The 22,606-nt window shown below is 39.8% G+C and carries 18 protein-coding genes; 9 read left to right on the forward strand and 9 right to left on the reverse strand.

The genetic code is table 11. The features are described from left to right. Positions 1–103: 103 nt before the first annotated feature. Together ACFSR3_RS01285 and ACFSR3_RS01290 are read left to right on the forward strand one after the other, a co-directional pair. Complete coding sequence (locus tag ACFSR3_RS01285; RefSeq protein ID WP_379819365.1) at positions 104–1,396, forward strand: aminopeptidase P family protein; 1,293 nt, start codon at positions 104–106, stop codon at positions 1,394–1,396. A 343-nt stretch (positions 1,397–1,739) separates the two neighbouring features. Further along, the gene (locus tag ACFSR3_RS01290) at positions 1,740–2,522 is read left to right on the forward strand and encodes an alpha/beta fold hydrolase (RefSeq protein WP_379819366.1); all 783 of its coding nucleotides are present in this window, start codon (positions 1,740–1,742) and stop codon (positions 2,520–2,522) included. Between the two features lie 207 nt (positions 2,523–2,729). Here ACFSR3_RS01290 and ACFSR3_RS01295 read toward each other — a convergent pair whose 3' ends face one another. The 4 genes from ACFSR3_RS01295 to ACFSR3_RS01310 all read right to left on the reverse strand — a co-directional run bounded on the left by ACFSR3_RS01295 (position 2,730) and on the right by ACFSR3_RS01310 (position 11,439). Next, entirely contained in the window at positions 2,730–5,504 is a 2,775-nt protein-coding gene (locus ACFSR3_RS01295) for a PD-(D/E)XK nuclease family protein (protein ID WP_379819367.1), read from the reverse strand. A gap of 66 nt (positions 5,505–5,570) precedes the next feature. Next, positions 5,571–6,959 (reverse strand): OmpA family protein, encoded by a 1,389-nt coding sequence (locus ACFSR3_RS01300; protein WP_379819368.1) that lies wholly within the window; start codon positions 6,957–6,959, stop codon positions 5,571–5,573. Positions 6,960–7,064: 105 nt separating this feature from the next. Next, positions 7,065–8,258 (reverse strand): glycine C-acetyltransferase, encoded by a 1,194-nt coding sequence (kbl, locus tag ACFSR3_RS01305; protein WP_379819369.1) that lies wholly within the window; start codon positions 8,256–8,258, stop codon positions 7,065–7,067. 43 nt (positions 8,259–8,301) lie between these two features. After that, on the reverse strand, positions 8,302–11,439 hold the full coding sequence (locus ACFSR3_RS01310; protein WP_379819370.1) for a UvrD-helicase domain-containing protein: 3,138 nt from the start codon (positions 11,437–11,439) through the stop codon (positions 8,302–8,304). A gap of 120 nt (positions 11,440–11,559) precedes the next feature. Between ACFSR3_RS01310 and ACFSR3_RS01315 the strand changes: the two genes are divergently transcribed. Continuing rightward, positions 11,560–12,168, forward strand: a complete 609-nt coding sequence (locus ACFSR3_RS01315) for a superoxide dismutase (RefSeq protein ID WP_114757588.1) — start codon at positions 11,560–11,562, stop codon at positions 12,166–12,168. Positions 12,169–12,670: 502 nt separating this feature from the next. Here ACFSR3_RS01315 and ACFSR3_RS01320 read toward each other — a convergent pair. Continuing rightward, positions 12,671–14,569, reverse strand: coding sequence for an amidophosphoribosyltransferase (locus ACFSR3_RS01320; protein ID WP_379819371.1), 1,899 nt, complete (start codon positions 14,567–14,569; stop codon positions 12,671–12,673). Between the two features lie 68 nt (positions 14,570–14,637). After that, the gene (locus ACFSR3_RS01325) at positions 14,638–15,570 is read right to left on the reverse strand and encodes a PfkB family carbohydrate kinase (protein ID WP_114757590.1); all 933 of its coding nucleotides are present in this window, start codon (positions 15,568–15,570) and stop codon (positions 14,638–14,640) included. A gap of 187 nt (positions 15,571–15,757) precedes the next feature. Between ACFSR3_RS01325 and ACFSR3_RS01330 the strand changes: the two genes are divergently transcribed. Further along, positions 15,758–16,339, forward strand: a complete 582-nt coding sequence (locus tag ACFSR3_RS01330) for a hypothetical protein (RefSeq protein WP_379819372.1) — start codon at positions 15,758–15,760, stop codon at positions 16,337–16,339. Here the strand turns inward: ACFSR3_RS01330 and rnhA are convergent. The 3 genes from rnhA to purN are packed head-to-tail and all read right to left on the reverse strand — an operon-like array spanning position 16,334 to position 17,870. Next, positions 16,334–16,813, reverse strand: coding sequence for a ribonuclease HI (rnhA, locus tag ACFSR3_RS01335; protein WP_379819373.1), 480 nt, complete (start codon positions 16,811–16,813; stop codon positions 16,334–16,336). The genes ACFSR3_RS01330 and rnhA overlap by 6 nt on opposite strands. A gap of 47 nt (positions 16,814–16,860) precedes the next feature. Then, entirely contained in the window at positions 16,861–17,304 is a 444-nt protein-coding gene (locus ACFSR3_RS01340; protein ID WP_114757593.1) for a DUF4348 domain-containing protein, read from the reverse strand. Continuing rightward, a complete protein-coding gene (gene purN, locus ACFSR3_RS01345) occupies positions 17,304–17,870 on the reverse strand; it encodes a phosphoribosylglycinamide formyltransferase (RefSeq protein ID WP_379819374.1) in 567 nt (188 codons plus the stop codon). The genes ACFSR3_RS01340 and purN overlap by 1 nt, the downstream gene beginning before the upstream one ends. A gap of 177 nt (positions 17,871–18,047) precedes the next feature. Here purN and ACFSR3_RS01350 point away from each other — a divergent pair, with 177 nt between their 5' ends. From ACFSR3_RS01350 to pyk, 5 genes are all read left to right on the forward strand, one after another. Next, a complete protein-coding gene (locus ACFSR3_RS01350) occupies positions 18,048–18,284 on the forward strand; it encodes an acyl carrier protein (RefSeq protein WP_019037482.1) in 237 nt (78 codons plus the stop codon). 207 nt (positions 18,285–18,491) lie between these two features. Then, positions 18,492–19,745, forward strand: coding sequence for a beta-ketoacyl-ACP synthase II (gene fabF / locus ACFSR3_RS01355; protein ID WP_114757595.1), 1,254 nt, complete (start codon positions 18,492–18,494; stop codon positions 19,743–19,745). Positions 19,746–19,754: 9 nt separating this feature from the next. After that, positions 19,755–20,501, forward strand: a complete 747-nt coding sequence (gene rnc / locus ACFSR3_RS01360; protein WP_114757596.1) for a ribonuclease III — start codon at positions 19,755–19,757, stop codon at positions 20,499–20,501. A 118-nt stretch (positions 20,502–20,619) separates the two neighbouring features. After that, complete coding sequence (locus ACFSR3_RS01365) at positions 20,620–21,108, forward strand: IPExxxVDY family protein (RefSeq protein ID WP_114757597.1); 489 nt, start codon at positions 20,620–20,622, stop codon at positions 21,106–21,108. Positions 21,109–21,113: 5 nt separating this feature from the next. After that, positions 21,114–22,544: a pyruvate kinase gene (gene pyk, locus ACFSR3_RS01370; protein ID WP_379819375.1), complete on the forward strand. Its 1,431-nt coding sequence runs from the start codon at positions 21,114–21,116 to the stop codon at positions 22,542–22,544. Positions 22,545–22,606: the final 62 nt, after the last annotated feature.

Raw genomic sequence — 22,606 nt, forward strand, 5'->3', positions numbered from 1 at the left:
TTTAATCATACCTATTATTTTAAAGAAATCAACGAGCCGAAATTAACAATATTTCGGTATAAACTTAGTATTTTTGAAAATCAAATAATAAAACTGCACTATCATGAAATACCATCAGATAGACCGTAACCTGTACATCAAGAACCGTAAAAAATTTATGGCCGAGATGAAACCTAAAAGCGTTGCGGTATTCAACTCTAACGACATTTACCCTATAAGTGCTGATAGCACCATGCCTTTCCAGCAGCACCGCGATATATTATATCTTACAGGGGCTGACCAGGAAGAAAGCATTCTTTTGCTTTGTCCGGATGCTCCGTATGAGCACCTGCGCGAGATACTTTTCCTTCGTGAGACTAACGAGCATATCGCTATCTGGGAAGGTGAAAAACTGACTAAAGAGCGTGCTACCGAAGTTTCGGGCATCAAAAACATAATGTGGGTTCAGGATTTCGAAAAAACGCTTTTCGAAGTAATGACCTACTGTGATACGATGTATATCAATACAAATGAGCATTACCGTTCATCGGTGCAGACACAGACACGCGAAGACCGTTTCATCAAATGGTGGAAAGAGAAATACCCTGCACACCAGGTTGCCAAAAGCAACCCAATACTGCAAAGGCTTCGCTCTGTAAAAGAAAGCCAAGAGCTTGACCTTATGCAGAATGCATGCAACATTACCGAGAAAGGCTTCCGCCGACTGCTTGGTTTCGTTAAGCCGGGTGTTATGGAGTATGAGATCGAAGCAGAGCTTATCCATGAGTTCGTGCGCAACCGCTCTAAAGGGTTTGCCTATACGCCTATTATAGCTTCAGGTAACAACGCAAACGTACTTCACTATATCGAGAACAACCAGCAATGTAAAGACGGCGACCTTATCCTTCTTGACGTGGCTGCCGAATATGCTAACTACTCAAGCGACCTTAGCCGTACGATTCCGGTTAACGGACGTTATACCAAAAGGCAGCGCGAAGTATACGATGCTGTACTTCGTGTAAAGAATGAGGCTACAAAAATGCTTGTTCCGGGTACGCTTTGGAAGCAATACCATATAGAAGTTGGTAAAGTAATGACTTCTGAGCTTCTTGGCCTTGGCCTTATCGACAAAGCCGATGTTCAGAACGAAGATCCTGCATGGCCGGCATACAAAAAATATTTTATGCACGGTACATCGCACCACCTTGGCCTTGACACCCACGATTACGGACTGCTTGTTGAGGCAATGAAAGCCAATATGGTATTTACCGTAGAGCCGGGTATCTATATCCCTGCAGAAGGTTTTGGTATACGTCTTGAGGACAACGTAGTGATCCAGGAATCTGGCGAGCCTTTCAACCTGATGCGCAATATCCCTATTGAAGCAGAGGAGATTGAAACATTAATGAACCAGTAGTTTCGGGTTATTGAGTTTCGGGTTTCGGGTTGCTTACCCATTCTCTACATATCGCACTGTCATTGCGAACGTAGCGCAGCGGAGTGTGGCAATCTAAATTCAAACAACATATAAATACAAAAACGGCTTACGATTGTGAGCCGTTTTTTTTGTTTTTGTTAGTATAATAATTAATATGTAAGCTGTATTTTTGCACCTCACATTATTCTTGTGTCCGTCATTGCGAACGCATCCGCCGCCACGGAGGAGTGCGGCAATCTAAAAAACAGATTGCTTCGTCGTACCTCCTCGCAATGACAGGGAACACTTATGCCGATTGAGTGAGCAACTTTAAACATTAAACTTGAAACTTCTAACTTACAAAAACATCAACCTTGCCTATTCCGAAACCGGAAAAGGCACTGCTATAGTACTGCTTCATGGTTTTCTGGAGAATAGTAGCATGTGGGATTTTTTTGTAGCTGAGTATTCTAAGAAGTACAGGGTTATTACTATCGACCTTTTGGGTCATGGCGACACAGAATGCCTGGGCTATGTACACACCATGGAGGACATGGCCGATGCGGTTTATGCCATACTGCATGAGCTGCGCATCCGCAAGGCGATTTTTATGGGACACTCGATGGGAGGCTATGTGGCATTGGCATTTGCCGAACTGTATCCCGACATGATGAAAGGTATAGTATTGCAAAACTCTACTTCCCGTGCCGATAGCGACGAACGTAAAGTGAATCGTGACCGTGCTATCAAAGCCGTTAAGCAAAACGCTACAGCCTTTGTGCGCATGAGCATTGCCAATCTTTTTGACGAAGAGCTACGCGAGCGTTTAGCTGACGATATTGAGCATTTGCGCGAACAGGCCGTAAAAACACCTTTGCAGGGAATAGTTGCTGCCTTAGAGGGCATGAAAATACGCAAAGACCGCGAGGTAATACTACACTTTGCACCTTATCCCATCCTGCTGGTGCTTGGCAAACACGACCAAAGCCTTATTTACACCGAACACGCCGATCAGGTAGAGGGAACTGATGTAAAACTGGTAACGTATCCTTATGGCCACATGAGCCACATAGAAAACCGAAAAGAGCTACTGAAAGAAACACTGGAGTTTTTTAAGCGTTGCTAAAAAGCAATTACACAGAGACTCCCGGAGAAAACCGAGAGATACACAAAGACTTTTAGATTTGAAAGCACACAGAGTCTTTTCTACCAACGGCAGAATTCTCAGAGCGCTTTCAAATCTAAAACTCAGTGATACTCTGTGCCGACTTAGTGAAGCTCTGTGGTATAACTTCTGCTCCCACAATGAAGATCGGACATCCCACCTCAGACCTTAAACTATCTTCTCTTCAAACGGAATATCCGCATTCAGTATCTCATTGATAAGGGTTACCAACTGCGTTTTGAACTCAGCCAAAACATCGCTATCTATTATATCCTGCACCGGTGCCGATTTATCGAAACCATCTTTAAAAGCAAAATTCATAAAGCCGCTTTTCATGTTCTTGAATGAAATGATACCGGCTTCGGTTTCCTTGTCCTCGCCATGAGGTTCATACATAAACGCATAAGTAAGCAACTGTATGATCTTTTCGTTCTTGATATCTTCCGTAAGGCCTTCCCAGGTTTTAAGCACCAGATTGTTCTTTTCAACTTTTCCGGTTTTGTAATCCGTAATACGAATGCGTCCGTTACGTTCTTCAATACGGTCAATATTACCCGAGATCATTACCGGATAAGGCAGACGTTCATCTTCTAAAAGACGTTTTTCTTCTTTTTCGAGAGCCAATATTTTTACTGCATCTCCATCTAAAAGTAGTTTCTTTTCTAATTTCAGAAAGTTGTGAACATTACGTTTGGCAACTTCAAACGCCAAGAGGTTACGTCCTTTTTTAATTTCCCCCTCTTTATATTCTTTTTTGAAATTGTCTAATACGACACCATCAGCCAGCGTAGTCATAGCATCTATATCCTGAACCTCCAAAAATTTACCAATATAAGGTGTATACAACACTTCCAAAGAACCATGAATAATGGTTCCTAATGTGTTTAGCGCAACGCTTTCTTCTACTTCCTCAACTTCTCTTATACTCAACACTCTCTGGTAATAGAACTGCATCGGGTTACGGATATATCCGGTAAGCGCCGATGGCGAAAAACCTTTCCCTGTTGCAATTTCCCTCAGACGATCCATTACCTTCTGGGTTTTAGGAATTACCATCGGTTCATAAGCCTTAGGCGGCAAAACAGCATTATAGATTTGCGAAACAAGATTATGTTTGGGCTGTTTCTCTATTTCAAGCTGGGTCAGGAAACGGCTTCGTTCTCCGGCATCCAGCCCTTCACTTTCGGTATTGTAAAGCAGGTAAATGTTTTTAGCCCGCATAAGCAGGTGGTAAAAGTGAAAGCTGTAAATAGCATCTTTCTCTTTGTAGGTAGGTAGTCCCAATTCACGCTTTACGTCATACGGTATAAATGAGTTTTGGGTTTTACCTGCCGGGAATTTTCCCTCATTCATAGAGGTAATAACCACATTCTCAAAATCAAGCACACGGCTTTCAAGCACCCCCATTATCTGAAGACCGGAAAGTGGCTCTCCTTCAAAAGACACTTCAGCAAGGTCAATAACCTGTTTGTATATGGTATAAAGCACCGCTATACTATCCATCTGAGGGTGTTCCTCGTAGTAATTTATAAGCTTATTGATTACCTTAAAAATAGAGTACAAAAAAGCCTTGGTAATCTTATCCTCTTCTTCATCATTACTCATAAAACCTTTAAGAGTCACCAATATATCCGACAACCTCTTTAATATATCTCCCACATTGCCATCCCAACGGTCAAACAATAACCTGAAGAAAGGCGATGCACTGGCATGCAATTCATATAGTTTGGAATGCGAAAAGAAGGTAAAGTTATTACTGTTGATAAGCTCAATAAGCTCTTTAGCTCCGGAATAAGGCTCAACCAACGGATGTGTAAGCACATCCATCACCTCACGGTAATACAGTGTATAGCTTTTTTCGCTACGGTTAATAGCATTGGTATGCAGCTTAAATAACTTCTGCAAAAGCAGCTGCGCAGGATTGTTCTTGCTGCTGTAGCCCATAGTAATATTCAGCGCACCTACACTTTTTGGTAAGCTGTATAATAGCGGAATAAGCATACTCTCCTCACCCAAGACCAATGCCGTCTTATCAAGGCTGTAGCCTTCTTTCTGGAACTGCTCAACAAGTTCACCGGCAATTTTGGCCTGGCCAACGGTTTTTGGCGTACCAATGATATGAATGTTCTTTGGCTCACTAAATTCGTTTGTAATCCATTCAAACGGCTGTAGTGCATATTGTTTCCATTCTTTCTTAAAGCGCCTGATAAACAAACCCGCATCATGGTAGGGATCATTCAGAAAAACATAATCAATATCCCAATACACCTTAGCCTGACCAAGTGACATTAAGTGCTGAATTATTTTTTCCTCGGCAGCATTAAGTGCGTTAAAGCCCGCAAAAACCATCTGCCCTTTGGTAAACGAATTCGAAAAATGGTGGATATTCTTTACCGCTTCACGATAGATGAGACCCTGATATCCCGAACCTTTTTCTAAAAGATGCGCATAAAGAGCATTATAATAAGACGGCAACAACTTCCAGAATTCAAGATAATTCTCGATCATGGTCGTGCGCTTGTCCACATCTACCGCCCAATGCTCAATTTCCTGAATATTTTCAAGATAACTAAGCACATGTTTGGGATCCAGAAGATAGCGGTCTATCTCATTAAAATCCTGTAATAATGTCTTTGCCCAGTTAGCAAAGGTTTCAAATGGCTGTTGCTTTTCTTTAGGTGTAAGCCCGAGATAAACGGTATGGAATTCAAAAAGCAGCCCGATAGTATCAATAGAGCGTATTCCGGCAACGTCCTGCACAAAATCTTCAATACTGATGATTTTTGGTGCAAACACAGTTTGCGAAAGCTGCTTTTTTAAAGCTTCCAACAAAAAGATCCTTGCTCTTTTATTAGGCAATACAACGACCACATCGGGAAGGTTATTATCATAATCCTGTATTAATTGGGTACTTAGCTTATCGAGAAAAGTTACATCTGCCATGGTATAAAAATAAAAAAACGCTCCCGATATGGGAGCGTTTCCTGTATTTATTTTGGGAGGTTATCCTTATTCTTTGATAAGTTTAACTTCTACCCTTCTGTTTTGCGCTTTACCTTTAGCAGTTTTGTTAGAAGCGATTGGTTTAGTTTCACCGAAACCAACTGATTTCAATCTGTCTGCAGCGATACCGTGCTCTACTAACCAAGTTTTAACTGCAGCAGCTCTGTTTTCAGATAGAGTCTGGTTAAGTGCGTTGCTACCGTCGCTGTCAGTGTGACCTTCAAGGATAAATTTAGCATGAGGGTATTCTTTGAAGATAGCGTTCATAGCCTCTAGTACCGGAATAGTCTCATCTTTGAATGAAGATTTACCACTGTTGAATAGGATAGTTTTACCGTAATCGTTCAGTTTTTTAACAACTTCTTCTGTTACTTCAGGACATCCTTTGTTAGCAGCTGTACCTTTTACGTTAGGACAAAGATCATCTTTATCTAGTACACCATCACCATCAGTATCTGGCCATGGACAACCACCGTTTTCTCTTGGACCTTTAACATCCGGACATTTATCGTCTTTATCAGCGATACCGTCACCGTCTGTATCAGGACATCCTTTTAAGCTAGCAGGACCAGCAACTTCAGGACAAGCATCCTCTCTATCAGCGATACCGTCACCATCTGTATCAGGACATCCGTTGAATTCTTTAAGACCAGCAACATCTGGACAAGAATCATCTTTATCAGGAATACCGTCACCGTCAGTATCAGGACATCCTTGGAATTCTTTTAGACCAGCAACTTCAGGACAAGCATCATCTTTATCATAGATACCGTCTTTATCAGTGTCTTTACCACCAAATTTGAAAGTAAGACCTGCAAAGTGTTGGATGTGTCTAGGAACGTTAGCCTCAGCTTGGTTTTCAAATGAATGTTTGTAAGTAGACTGTACAGTAAGACCTACATTTTCAGTAAACCAGAAGTTGATACCAACACCTCCATTAACAGTACCATTACCTTGCTCATCTAACCAAGTATAACCTCCACCAATGTGAACGAATGGGTTAAACCAACTTTTTGGTAAGATGCTATACTTAACGATAGCATCAGCTCCGTAGTAAGTAAGATCATCAACAGGCACAGCTGTAATGATGTGTGTTGTAGCTGCCTCATCAAGATATAATTTATCAATTTTATTAACTGATCCCGTTAAACCAACTGAGAAATTGTTTCCGATGTGTCTTGACACATTGATGTAAGAAACAGACGGAAGAATATTCCACTCTGAAACTTTAAAATACTTATTAAAATTGTCTGTGAAATCAGCGCTCGCGCCAAAACGGGTAGTAACCGCATTAACACCAAAGCCAATTGACCATGGGTTGTCTTCGTCCTGCGCCTGTGCATTCAAGCTCAGTGCCATAAGTGCAGCAACGAACAGTTTGTTAAGATGTTTCATACTTTATTTAATTACAAAGGTTATATGTAGACAAATTTACTCTGTTAAAATTGAACAGCAAAACGTTTTATTAAAATTTATCCTACGTTAAGGGCTAAAAAGTCGTTAAATTATAGTTAACGATTTCCCAACCTCTGAAAATGAAGCTATTGCATGATCCAAATGCTCCTTAGAATGAGCCGCAGAAAGCTGAACTCTTATCCTCGCTTTGCCCTTTGGAACCACCGGAAAGAAGAATCCTGTTACATAAATACCCTTTTTCAGCAGTTCATCCGCCATGATTTGCGACAATTTTGCATCATAAAGCATTACAGGAACGATTGCAGAGTCACCATCGATGATGTCAAAACCTGCATTTTTCATTCCTTCTTTAAAATAATTTGTATTCCATTCCAGCTTATCCCTAAGCGTAGTGTCTTTTTTAAGCAGTTCAAAAACCTTTAGCGAAGCACCAACGATTGATGGAGCCAGAGAATTCGAGAATAAATACGGTCTTGAACGTTGTCTTAGTATTTCAATTATCTCTTTTTTAGCTGTAGTATACCCACCCATGGCACCGCCAAGGGCTTTACCAAAAGTACCGGTAATAATATCAACCCTGCCCATTACGCCTTTAGCTTCAAGTGTACCTTTACCAGTCGCTCCTATAAAGCCTGCAGCATGACACTCGTCTACCATTACCATGGCATCATATTTATCAGCAAGATCACATATCTTATCAAGAGGCGCTACAAGGCCGTCCATAGAAAACACACCATCAGTCACGATAAGTTTAAAACGGTGCCCTGCCTCAGTAGCCTTAATAAGCTGCTGTTCCAGTTCTTCCATATTATTGTTTTCATATCGGTAACGTGCCGCTTTACATAAGCGAACTCCATCAATAATAGAAGCATGGTTTAAGCTATCAGAAATAATACAATCCTCTTCTCCTAATAATGGTTCGAAAACACCCCCATTAGCATCAAAAGCGGCTGCATATAATATAGTATCTTCTGTACCGTAAAAATCGGCTACTGCTTTTTCAAGTTCTTTGTGAATATCCTGAGTACCGCAGATAAAACGAACTGATGACATTCCGAAACCATGGGTATCAAGCGCATCTTTAGCCGCCTGTATTACCTCAGGATGCGACGAAAGCCCCAGGTAGTTATTTGCACAAAAGTTCAGCACCTTCTGTCCTGAATCTAAAGTTATCTCTGCTCCCTGTGGTGAAGCAATAATTCTCTCCTTCTTATAAAGACCATTTTCTTTTATGGTTTCCAGTTCAGCTGTTAAATGCTCTTTGATCTTTCCGTACATTTTTATGTCGTTTAAGTTTATAGATTATTGTTTTCTCAAAAAATCACGTCAAATTTACCACATTTATATCATCACCTATATATACGAGTGCTTTTTTAATTACTGCGAGCCCCATTTCTTCCAATGCCAGTTGGTAAGAAGCGAGCTGCATTTCGTATTTAGACTGATGCGCTCCTGTCTTATAATCCAGAAGCAAAGCAGAAGTTCCTTTTATCGCTACCCTATCAGGCTTTATGGTTTGCACATCCTGACGGATAATACTCTGCTCATTATATATAATGTTATCTTCCGCGAAAAATTCCCTCAACTCAGGATGGAATATTACAGCCCTGAGTGTTTTCTCCACCTCCTCCTGCTGACTTTTTACGATTAACCCATCCTCAACCGCCTTTACCAAAGCTATCGGTATATCATGTTCCGTTCTTATAAAAGAGAAAATTTCATGCATTACATTACCAAATTCAATTGCCTTAAGCCGGTCTGACCCCCACATAAGCGATTCGCGCTGGGCGATCTTTACGCCCCGGGGACTGAATCTTTCACCAACCACCTTAATATTCTGCTGCTGCGATTCTTCTTTTTCTTCAGGAGAAAGCCTTACTGCATTACCAAATTCATATTCCGTAACATTAGCATCAAACTTTTGTTTCTGCATCAGGTATTTAATAAAGTACGACGACATATTATTAGTCAGTTCTCCTTTGCTAGTAAAATTCCTGGCAGATATTATATACAACTGTTCCTCAGCACGGGTAAGCGCCACATATAATATATTGATATTATCCAGTAACTCTTCCTGCGATTTGACAAAATATAGTTCCGATGCTTTTTCACCATATTCAGCCACACTCTTATTGCTGTCTACAAGTGCTTTTTGAAACTCAAATGTAGTATCATCCAGTTCCAGCCACACTTTACTTCGTGGAGATCGGCTGTAATCTTCTTCAGCAAACGGAAAAATAACAACAGGAAACTCAAGCCCTTTAGACTTGTGGATAGTCATAATCCGTACCGCATCGTTGCCTTCCGGCGATGGTATGCTAAACTTAGAACCATTCTTATCCCAATAATCCAGAAAATCAGCAATCCCCGACTGGGTACGCATATCCCTTTCCAGCACCAGGTCCAGAAAGTACTGTACATAACTCTGATTGCTTTTCTTTTTCAGGAAAGCACCTATTATCGTTTCCACTGCTTCATACAACGAACGCTTGCGACAGTCCCTAAACGATATATTTATAGCATGAAGTCCAAGCCAGCTCTCCAGATGTTCTTCGGTAGGCTGTGCCATACCTTCGGCAATAAAATCGTGAATGGCAATATCACCCTGATTGCTTGCCGCAAAATATAAAAAGTGTGCTTTAGCCTCAATATTCTCATTGCTTTTAAGATAACGAAGCAGGTTAACGATAAGTTTAACCTCTGTTGCATTCTCTATAAGCAATGTTTCAGATGATAGTATAGGTATATTTTGTTCTGTAAGATAATTTGCCAAAAGCACCCCTGGAGTTCGCTTTCGCGTAAGCAATACAATATCCCTGTAGTTAAAGCCATTAGCTAAAGCTTTTCTGATAGCACTTAAAGTAGCTTCAAGATACAGTGTATCTTTATCAGTTTCCTCATTGGCATCCTGCTGAATTTCGGGTATAAAAGAAATATTTACATAGCCACCCTCTTTTGCATTGGTTTCCTGCCCGCTGGCAACATACATAGCTTTATAATCTTCATTTTCAAATTCGCCCGAGAGTACTTTAAAAAACTCATTATTAAAGTCGATAACCTGTGAGTAACTCCTGAAATTGGTTCCAAGATTCAGTATCTCCTTATCCGGATTTGAGAAAGGATTGTGCTCTTTATTCAGTTCAATAAACTGCTCTGCCTTACCTCCGCGCCAACGATAAATAGATTGTTTAGGATCACCCACTACCATTAGCGAGCCACGATCGCCCATCAGGTCTTCTGACGAGAGCGCATTATCAATCAGCGGAACAAGGTTGTTCCATTGCATTTGTGAGGTGTCCTGAAACTCATCAATAAAAAAGTGGCGGTAACGCTCACCCAGTCGCTCATATATAAAAGGAGCAGGCTGGTTTTGAATTTCATTGTGAATAATAGCATTGAACTCCGATATCGAAAGCACATTCTGCTCCTTCTGTATACGTTCCAGTTCCTGCCCAATAGAATTAAGTAGTGAAAGCGGTGTAATATTCTTTAAGAAAGCCTGATAAAAATTACGTTTCTCATAATTCTTATAGGCCTTTTGTAACAGCCCAAGCAGTTCCGGAATTATACTTTCAATAATTTCACGGTCTTTGGCTGTTTTGTTTATCTGTATATCGTCAAACTCATAAAATTTTTTATGGGTGCTTTGCAGCACGCCATCCCTTATATATCCAATATGGTTAGGAAAAGTACCCCTTGAAAATGATTTTAAATCTACCCCCCGGCTTTCAAGCAGGGCAAACATCTCGTTAGCTATAGCTACATTTTCCTCATCATATTTCTCAACTGACTGCCTGAGCTTCTCCTTAATATATATAAACTCCTCGATAGTTTTATCCTTAAACTGATTGAGTTCATTGCGATTATTTTCATCTATTAACAGCTTACCGGTCTCAAAAAGCTCATGGGTAACATCCCAGCTTTTATCATTATCGGTTTTATCAAGAGAGAAATCTACCAATAAAGATGTAAGTACATCATTCTCTCCTGCTTTGGCAATAATGGCATCAACAGCTTCCTGCAAAAGAATATCCGTTTCCAGGGAGACATCGAATGACACAGAAAGGTTAAGATCATGCGCAAATGCACGTATCACTTTATGGGTAAATCTGTCAATTGTGGAAATATCGAAAGAAGCATAATTATGGATAATATTCTTAATTATAGACCTTGACTTATCTTTAATCGTCGCAACAGATAAACCAGTTTCTGCCGACAAATCCTTCATTAATGCTTCTGCCCTCAACCCAGGTTCATCTTTAGAGAAATCGGAAAGATTCATAATGATACGGCCTTTCATCTCGGCAACCGCCTTATTCGTAAAGGTTATAGCCAAAATCTTTCGGTAGGCATCATCGGTAGGGCTTTGTAAAAGTATACGCAAATACTCTTTTACAAGGGTATAGGTCTTACCCGAACCGGCTGAGGCATTATATATGGAAAAAGCAGTTTTATGCACTTATAATGAGTTGTTTATGGTTTAAAGTTTTAAATTATAACAAAATCTTATTTATTGTAAACCTTAAATACTGTAAATTTGGATTTAAAATTAATACTAATCTTTTAAAATACGGAAATTATGGCTTTTGAATTACCTAAACTTCCTTATGCATATGATGCCCTGGAGCCACATATTGATGCCAGAACTATGGAAATACACCATACTAAACATCACAATGCATATACAACAAACCTGAATGCTGCTATTGCCGGAACAGATCTAGAAGGCAAAACCATAGAAAACATATTAATAAACCTTGACGCTTCTAACGCAGCGGTAAGAAATAATGGTGGAGGTTATTACAACCACAACCTTTTCTGGACTATCCTTTCTCCTAAGGGAGGTGGAGAGCCAACAGGAGAACTAGAAACTGCTATCGATGCTGCTTTTGGTTCTTTCGCTGAGTTCAAAGCTAAATTTGCTAAAGCTGCAACTACACAGTTTGGTTCAGGATGGGCTTGGCTTTGTGTACAAAAAGGTGGTAAACTTGATATTTGCGCTACTCCTAACCAGGACAACCCACTTATGCCGGAAGTAGGATGCGGAGGCACTCCAATCCTTGGTCTTGATGTATGGGAACACGCATACTACCTAAACTACCAAAACAGAAGACCTGATTATATCGAGGCTTTCTTTAATGTAGTAAACTGGGAAGAAGTTGCAAGACGTTACGCTCTTGAAAAATAAGACTTCAATATAGTCTATAAGGAACGGATGCAGTTTGCATCCGTTTTTTTTTATGCTTAAAATTATTTACTATTTAAATAATAACACACGTGAAATAAAAAAGGGAAAACATTGCTGTTTTCCCTTTTTTTGCCCCCAAAAATACCGTAAAAATTAATTTACTAATGCTATTTTCTATTGTAAACATAGAATATAATTAAAACTCACACAACTGTTTTAGACCAACTGCACACAAAATCGACAAAATACCATCATTCCCGACAAACTGCATTTTTTAACATTTACTTTTTAACTAATAGAATATTAAGCAGTTGGAAGCATCAAAAACACTACGTCTATAAAATAAGAAAGGGAAAGCAATATTGCTTTCCCTTTCTTTGCCCCCAAAAATACCGTAAAAATTAATTTACTAATACTATTTTCAGGCGCAAATGTATACTGTAGAATTATTCCTCACAATATTTTACGATTAACGGCATTAAAACTCGTTAACGCGTATTTTTTAATATGCTCTTGCGTCGTTTCCTTCGTAGAAATTGATGAAAGCCCTGTTTACAACACGGTTACCACCCGGTGTAGGATAGTCTCCCGTAAAGTACCAGTCACCAAGGTTTTTAGGGCACGCTTTATGCAGGTTCTCGACACTCTGGAAGATAATTTTCACTTCAGCATTAATACCTTCAGAACTTAGCATTTCAGCAATCTTATCAGAGATTTCCTGATCTGTAAATGGCGCATAGAACTCCGTTACATAGTTAACCACTTGTGTATCCGGAAGATTCTCCTGTGCTTTACATTTTTGGTAAACTTCATCAACAATATGAGCCATGCCTCTTTCTTTCAACAGCTCATGTGCCGCCTGGAAAGCAACAAGACCTTCAAGCTTAGCCATATCGATACCATAGCAGTCAGGATACCTGATTTGTGGCGCAGACGACACCACAACGATACGTTTTGGCGAAAGCCTGTCCATCATTTTCAGGATACTCTTTTTAAGAGTAGTTCCCCTAACAATAGAGTCATCAATAATAACAAGGTTATCCTGTGGTTTAATAACACCATAGGTAACATCATATACGTGAGCCACTAAGTCGTCACGGCTGCTATCTTCAGTAATAAAGGTACGCAGCTTAGCGTCTTTAATAGCAATCTTTTCAGTACGGATCTTAACCTTAAGAAGCTCTTCAAGTGTCGCTTCAGTAAGTGTATTCCTGTGCTCCAGGATATGTTTATTCTTACGTTGGTTAAGGAAATCCTGAGCTGCCTCTACCATTCCATAGAACGATGTTTCAGCAGTATTAGGAATAAATGAGAACACGGTATTGTCGGTATCATCTTCAATAGCTTCAAGCACCTGTGGCAATACAAGTTTACCAAGGTCTTTACGCTCCTGATAGATCTCAGCATCACTACCTCTTGAGAAGTAGATCCTTTCAAATGAACAAGCTTTTTTAGGTAATGCAGGGATAATTTCCTCTACAGATACCTTACCGCTTTTCTTAACGATGATAGCATGACCCGGTTCAAGCTCTTTAACTGCATCAAACGGAACGTTGAATACCGTCTGGATAACAGGTCTTTCAGAAGCTACAACAGCAATCTCATCATCCTGATAGTAGTAAGCCGGACGGATACCTGCAGGATCACGGAACACAAAACTATCACCGTGACCTATAAGGCCTGCCATTGCATAACCACCATCCCACTGCTTAGAAGCACGTTTAAGTATCTTAGCAATGTTTAATCTTTCAGATATAATAGCCGAAGCCTCTTGTTTTGTATAACCTTCGTTTTTACAATCCTGATAAAGATCGGCAACCTCACCATCAAGAAAATGACCTATCTTTTCCATTACCGTCACCGTATCGGCAAGCTCTTTAGGGTGCTGACCAAGTTCTACAAGGCTGTCAAAAAGCTGCTTAACATTAGTCATGTTAAAGTTACCGGCAACAATAAGGTTACGGTGCATCCAGTTATTCTGGCGAAGAAACGGGTGAACACTCTCAATACTGTTTTTTCCGAAAGTTCCGTAACGAACGTGACCTAAGAAAACTTCTCCTATATATGGCAGGTTCTCTTTTTGTGCCGCTACGCTATCATTATATTCAGGGTGTGCCGTAAGCTCTTCGTTGATACGCTCATTGATTTGCTTAAACACATCCTGTATAGGCTGCTGTTGGTTAGATCTTACGCGGCTAATGTAACGCTGACCCGGCTCAACATCAAGTTTAATACTCGCAAAACCCGCACCGTCCTGTCCGCGGTTATGCTGCTTTTCCATAAGCAGGTACATTTTCTGTATCCCGTAAAAAGCAGTTCCGTACTTCTCTTTGTAGTATTCTAATGGCTTTAATAATCTTAACAGCGCAATACCGCATTCATGTTTTAAAGCGTCACTCATAATAGTGTGTTGTGTGTTGTTGTTGTATTTCCTATTAAAAAAAGCCCGCAATTGGGCTTAAGTTTTCTTTATTCGTTTTCAAGCGCGATATCAAACTGCGTCAGCGCCCTGAATTGTTGCAGGCGATCCAGCACCTCCTCTTTAGTGAGGTTTATCATTCGCTCCGGCCCGAACTTCTCTACACAGAAAGAAGCCATGTTAGAACCATATATAATTGCATTTTTCATATTCTCAAACGAAATGTTCTCGCTTTGCGCAATGTACCCCGCAAAACCTCCGGCAAATGTATCACCGGCTCCTGTTGGATCAAACACCTCTTCTAACGGAAGTGCCGGCGCAAAGAATATTTGCTTATCATTGAAAAGTAAAGCACCATGCTCCCCTTTTTTGATCACAACAAACTTAGGCCCCATCTCTTGTATCTTAGCCGCAGCCTTCACAAGTGAATATTCACCAGTAAGCTGTCTTGCCTCTTCATCATTTACTGTAATTACATCTACACGCTTAATAACTTCCTTAAGTTCAGGCAGTGCACAGTCCATCCAGAAGTTCATTGTATCAAGAACAACCAGTTTAGGCTTAACCGTCATCTGGTCAAGAACACTTATCTGTACCAAAGGGTGCAGGTTACCCAGCATAACCACTTCGGCATCCTTAAAGTTTTCAGGAACTACCGGTTTAAAATCAGCAAGGGTGTTTAGTTCTGTAACAAGGGTATCGCGTGAGTTAAGATCGTTGTGGTAGCGACCGCTCCAAAAGAAGGTTTTACCACCTTTAACCACTTCAAGTGCAGAAATATCAATATTCCTTTCCGTAAAAAGATCAAGGTATTCCTGTGGGAAGTCCTCACCAACTACTGACACTACGGCCGATTTAACTTTAAAAAATGATGCTGAAAAACCTATATACATACCGGCTCCACCAAGTATTTTTCCGGTTTTGCCAAAAGGCGATTCTATAGCATCAAAAGCTACCGAGCCTACAATCAGTAATTTGTTCATAAAAGATAATGAAATTGAGGATGCAAAGATAATTTATATCTTCAATACATACAAGATTTTGATTATCAAATTAAATTATGGTTACATATAGGAAATCAATGGGTTAGAAAAAGAAATAAACTACAACAACATTTGTCAGGCCGTTATAACTTAAATATATTTGCGCCATAACTCTTCAATAATTAAAATGAAAAACATAAAGCTGTTGTTATTACTCATTTTATTCATAAGCTGCCAAAAAGAAAAATCAAATGAAGCGGAAATCGCTTCAGAAAATAATATCGAAATACAACAGGCAAATGACGAGTTTCAAATGTTCTTGGATAAATTCCCCGAAGTCAGACTACCTCTTGATATCGAGCCATGCAGCATCGACGATTCAAACATGAAGATGCTTAATGACAGTACACTTATATATGGCAAAATACCGTCAAACGGAAAATACATAACCACAATCAGCTTTGATATTGCCGACTGCCTGTTACCCAGAATTACCACACATACGCTTAGCGGAAAAATAATAGATTCTAAATCTGTTGTAATCGGGCTTTGTGGGTCAGACCCCTGCTACGAATGCAATGAATATTTTAGGATAGGTAAAGATTACAGAATATATTCCTGCGATTCTGCACGTTATGATGATTGCATCAATAAAGTAAGTGACACTGTAACCAATATCCTTACCTACAAACAAGGAAAACTGAACAGTACAGGAAAAATTGAGTTATCAGCAGAAAAACAAAAAACGTATTACACTAAGAAATCATAATAGCTTCTGTCCTTCATCCTCATAATACGCGTCCACATTTAGTTGTGGCTGCGTGGATGCCATAACGGCCAACTGATCGCAGCGTTCGTTTTGCGGATGGTTGTTGTGCCCTTTTATCCATTTGAAGTCTACCTTATGCTGGCGGTATATTTTAAGGAAGCGCTTCCACAGGTCGGGATTCTTTTTATCCTTATAGCCTTTTTTCTCCCAGCCAAAAACCCAGCCTTTAGTTACCGAGTCTACCACATATTTAGAATCAGAAACTACAAGCACGGCAGTATTGGGCTTTGAGAGTTTTTCAAGACCTACTATTACAGCAAGTAACTCCATACGGTTATTGGTCGTCAGGCGGAAGCCTTCATAAAATTCCTTGCGGTAGCTGGTCCCCACCTGCTCCATGACCACGCCATAGCCTCCCGGACCCGGATTTCCTTTGGCAGCGCCATCTGTATATATATGTACGGTGTGACTCATTTTAGATTAGTTAGATTATTGGATAGTTAGACAACAGAAACACTCAGTTAATTTGACATATCTACCATCTCTACCATATACCAGCAATTATCAATCATTACAAACTTAAATTCCATAGATATTCCATTATCTACACCATCCCATTTATAACAAATAGTATCATTACGCTTTTCAGTTACAACATTATATGCATCAGTCTCTTTCTTGTAAGCCTCTTTATCTTTTCTGAAATCATAATAATAACAATCTTTCGACTCAAGATATCTAACATCGGTTTCAGGATCAGGATAGCTTTCACTCCAACTAACATCTTTTAAGGGAAATTTGGTGTGCTGTTTTTGAAAGACACTATCTGCTGAAAATTTTTCAAAGAAAACATTAAAATCAGTATCGCATTTTTCCACCTTATGAGATTCAGGCATGCGCATGCTTATTTTTTCCTTTTTACAGCTAAAAAGCAGCATCGCTGCAAGAACTAATAAGCACCTCATTATTGCTTATTTAAAATCCCTTCAATTACCCTCGGAAAATACTCATGCTCAAGTGCGAGTACATGCTCGCCTACTTCTTCCGGAGTAGTACAATGTTCTACAACTACTGTATGCTGATAAATAATATTACCCTCATCATAATTATCGTTTACATAATGTATGGTTATACCGCTTTCTTTCTCCTTATTTTCGAGAACAGCACGATGCACGTTAATACCATACATTCCTTTTCCACCATATTTTGGCAATAGTGCCGGGTGGATATTTATCACTTTATCAGGGTAAGCAGCAATAATATCTGAAGGAAACTTAAGTAAAAATCCGGCCAAAACGATAAGATCGGGCTTAATTTCATTTACAATCTCAAGCACTTTACCATTGTTCAGCTCCTCTTTAGCAAAGACATGAACCGGAACATTATAGCTTTTTGCCCTGTCAATTACACCGGCATTTTGATTGTTTGTGAGCACCGCCGACACCTCAAATTGCTTTTTTTCGTCGAAATACTGCATTATCTGCTCTGCGTTAGAGCCTCCACCTGAAGCAAAAAGGATGATTTTTTTCATTTTCTGGAAAGATTTTTACAACGTGATAACCACATTAATATCCTGCAAAATAACGGCGTTTTGACCTATTTCTAAAATTAATTTTCTAATTTAGTGCGACATTTTTTAGCGAAGATGCGGTTTTAAAATAAAGTTTTTTATTTTTGCCATTCAATTTAAATTCTAAAATTAAAGATTATGTCAGACATTGCATCAAGAGTAAAGGCGATTATCGTAGACAAATTAGGTGTTGACGAAAACGAAGTTGTAACAGAAGCTAGCTTCACAAATGATCTGGGAGCGGATTCTCTAGACACTGTTGAGCTTATCATGGAGTTTGAAAAAGAATTTGACATCCAGATTCCAGACGATCAGGCTGAAAACATTTCTACTGTTGGTCAGGCTATTTCTTACATCGAAGAGGCAAAAAAATAATAAATATTAAACATCCATGTAGTGATTGATTACATGGATGTTATTATTTATTGAACTATTTAAGGCCAAACACACACGAAAACATGAGAACCTCTTAAAGACAGGGTGTTTTCATAAAAAAATATCATCAATGCCCATGTTTTCTAACCTTATGATATAGAGTACATGGGTATTGTTCTTTAAATTTGAAACTATAAAATTGACCTTATGAAATTAAGAAGAGTTGTAGTAACAGGACTGGGTGCACTTACACCAATAGGAAATAACGTTGAAGAATACTGGAACGGCCTAATAAACGGTGTTAGCGGAGCAGCCCCTATTACTTATTTTGACACGACTAACTTCAAGACTAAATTTGCCTGTGAGGTAAAAAATTTCAACGTTGAAGATTTTATAGACCGTAAAGAAGCAAGGAAAATGGACAAATATGCCCAGTATGCCCTTGTTGCTACGGATGAAGCTGTTAAAGACGCTAACTTTGACTTTGACACTTTAGATAAAGACAGAGCAGGTGTAATTTGGGGTTCAGGTATTGGTGGCCTTGAAACTTTCCAGGAGGAAGTGATCAACTGGGCCAAAGGACCGGGAGTACCTAAATTCAATCCTTTCTTTATCCCTAAAATGATTGCTGATATTGCAGGTGGCCACATCTCTATTAAATACGGCCTTAGAGGACCTAACTTTACTACGGTTTCTGCCTGTGCATCATCTACAAATGCATTGATCGATGCTTTTAACTACATCCGCCTTGGCCATGCCGACGTTATGGTTACAGGAGGTAGTGAAGCTGCTGTAACAATCGCCGGAATGGGCGGTTTTAACGCAATGCATGCTCTTTCAACCAGAAATGACGACCCTAAAACCGCTTCAAGACCAATGGATAAAGACCGTGAAGGTTTTGTACTTGGTGAAGGCGCCGGAGCTCTTATTCTTGAAGAATATGAACACGCTGTGGCAAGGGGTGCTAAAATATACTGCGAAGTAGGCGGAGGCGGAATGAGCGCCGATGCTCACCACATTACTGCTCCGCACCCTGAAGGGCTTGGCGCACGTAATGTAATGCTTAACTGCCTTAGGGATGCAGGCCTTAAGCCTGAAGATGTAGACGGTGTTAACATGCACGGAACATCTACCCCTCTTGGTGATATCGCAGAATCTAAAGCTATTATGGAAGTGTTTGGCGAACACGCTTATACACTTAACCTGAACTCTACTAAATCTATGACAGGCCACCTTTTGGGTGCTGCAGGTGCTATAGAGACAATAGCTTCGATACTTTCTATCAAACACGGAATTGTTCCTCCAACCATCAACCACTTTACGGATGATGAGAACATAGACCCTAAGCTTAACTTCACTTTCAACAAAGCTCAAAAAAGAGACATGAAAGTGGTTATGAGCAACACTTTCGGGTTTGGCGGACACAATGCTTGTGTATTGGTTAAAAAATTAGACCTGTAATACTATACTATGGGTATCATTAAAAAAATATTCAATAAAAATACCCGTCTTTCTCCGGAAGACGGGATTTTTTTTGATGAACTCAATAAAATATTAGGCTTTCAGCCGGTAGACCTTACCCACTACCGCAGGGCTTTTACCCATCGTTCTTCCAATAAACAGGACGAAAACGGCCACCCGATAAACTACGAAAGACTAGAGTTTTTAGGCGATGCCATGCTGGGATCGGTTATTGCTGCCCATCTTTTTAACGAGGTTCCAACTGGAGATGAGGGCTACCTTACCAAAATGCGATCTAAAATTGTGAGCCGCGAACATCTTAATGAACTTGGCCGCGACCTTAACCTTATAAAATGGGTAGAAAGCAAAGTATCGGCACAGCATTTTGGTGAAAATATTCACGGAAACCTTTTTGAAGCCTTTATTGGCGCTATTTATCTGGATCGCGGATTTAATTACTGCGAAAAATTCATCCATAAGAAAGTAATTGCTCCTTATGTAGACATCCCTAAACTTGAAGGCAAGGTAATAAGCTATAAAAGCCTTGTTATTGAGTGGTGCCAAAAGGAGAAAAAGACCTTTCAGTATGAGATTTATGAAGATAACGGCACCGAAGGACAAAAGCATTTTGCCGTTAAACTAAAGATTGACGGAAAGATTATAGCCCGCGCCAGAGCCACCTCTAAAAAGAAAGCAGAAGAGAAAGCATCGCAACGTGCATATTTTGCATTTCAGGAAAAAATTAACAAAAAATAAGCCAAGTTATTAGGAAACTAAAACGTTTTCGTGAAGAAAATGACAGAAAGTTAATCCAACAGCCTGCTTTTTCTTAACATTAAATTGTATATTTACTGGCTTATTTTTGAGTATCACTATGGCTATTCACAAATTATTGATTGACGATTTTGTTACGGTCGATTATGGATTGATTGCCATACATTCTTCCCTTGAAGACCACAGGCTGGCTTATTTTATAAACAGGGAATTATCTATACTACTTGAAAAGAGCCCAAACGATATATGGGTGACCATTAACGAAGGGGAAAGCTGTTTTTCGAGATTTATCTTTGAAGACCCCGGCAATGACAGTGCCTGGAACCTGATCCAGAACAGGAACAGGATTACCGGAACACAGAGCAACACCACCACTTCTTTATTTGAAGACACAGAACTGCAGGTTGAGACCAGCGTCTTTTTGATGCCCGAACTCAAAACAGTAGATTATGTGCTCAAAATTGAAAATATGCCTTCTTCTTTTGAAGCAGACGAGGTGGCCGAAAAACTGCTCGGCATTAAACAAATTGCCACAGCCTATGTTATTGACCACAAAAAACTGAAATCTAAGAACAATTTAATTTTTTAAAAAGAATGCCGACAAGAAAAAAAACTAAAATTGTAGCCACATTAGGACCTGCATGCAGTACAAGGGAAGTACTGAAAGATATGATCGATGCAGGTGTAAACGTATTCCGAATTAACTTCTCACATGCTGACTATACCGATGTTAAAGAGCGTATAGACATGATTAGAAGCCTGAATGACGAGTTTGGCTACAATACATCTATATTAGCCGATTTACAAGGCCCTAAACTACGTGTTGGGGTAATGAAAGAAGATGTAATCGTAAACAGGGGTGACATCATTACTTTCCAGACTGCAGAAGATGTACCGGGTACTGCTGACAGGGTATATATGAACTACAAAGAATTCCCTAACGATGTAAATCCGGGTGAGCGTATCCTTCTTGATGATGGTAAGCTTATGTTTGAGGTTCTTGAAACAAACCGTCGCGACGAGGTTAAAACAATCGTTATACAAGGTGGCCCTTTAAAATCTAAAAAAGGTGTAAACCTTCCTAATACAAAAGTATCGCTTCCGGCGCTTACTCAAAAAGATATCCGTGATGCTATCTTCGCTATCAAAGAGCAGGTAGACTGGATTGCACTTTCATTTGTGCGTACACCAAAAGACCTTGAAGAGCTTCAGGATCTTATCGCAGAGCATTCTGCACATAAAATTCCGATCATTGCTAAGATCGAGAAACCTGAAGGTGTTGAGAATATCGACAAGATCGTTGCATTCTGTGACGGACTTATGGTTGCCCGTGGTGACCTGGGTGTTGAAATTCCGGCTCAGGAAGTTCCGCTTATCCAGAAGAAACTTATCAACCGCGCTAAAACTGCACGTATACCTGTAATTGTGGCTACACAGATGATGGAAACCATGATTACCAGCCTTACTCCTACCCGTGCTGAAGTTAACGACGTTGCTAACTCGGTAATGGATGGTGCTGATGCAGTGATGCTATCAGGAGAAACATCGGTAGGTAACTACCCGGTTCAGGTAATTGAGAAAATGACACAGATTATTGAAGCTGTTGAAGATTCTCCACTTATCACTGTACCGCAAAACTCTCCACAGGTAAGAACAAAACGTTTTATCACTAAAACAATATGTTACCACGCTGCTTCAATGGCTAACGTTATTAAAGCTAAAGGTATCTGTACGCTTACAAACAGTGGATATACTGCATTCCAGATCTCTGCATGGAGACCAAGCGCGCATATTTTAGTGTTCACTTCAAACAAAACCATACTAACGCAACTTAACCTTCTTTGGGGTGTTAACGCATTTTACTACGACAAATTCTCAAGCACTGATGAAACCGTAGAAGATGTTAACCAAATCGCTAAAGAAAAAGGATTTGTAGAAAAAGGTGATTTCCTAATCAACCTTGCTGCTATGCCGGTTGTAGACAAAGGTATGGTAAACACCCTAAGGGTATCTGAAATAGAATAGTTTTTAATTTTTCATAGCCAAAAAGCCGCTCCTGACAAGAGCGGCTTTTTCATTTGACAAAA

Origin of the sequence: Flavobacterium suzhouense (assembly GCF_042684765.1) — a bacterium.
In the GTDB taxonomy this organism is placed as follows: domain Bacteria; phylum Bacteroidota; class Bacteroidia; order Flavobacteriales; family Flavobacteriaceae; genus Flavobacterium; species Flavobacterium suzhouense.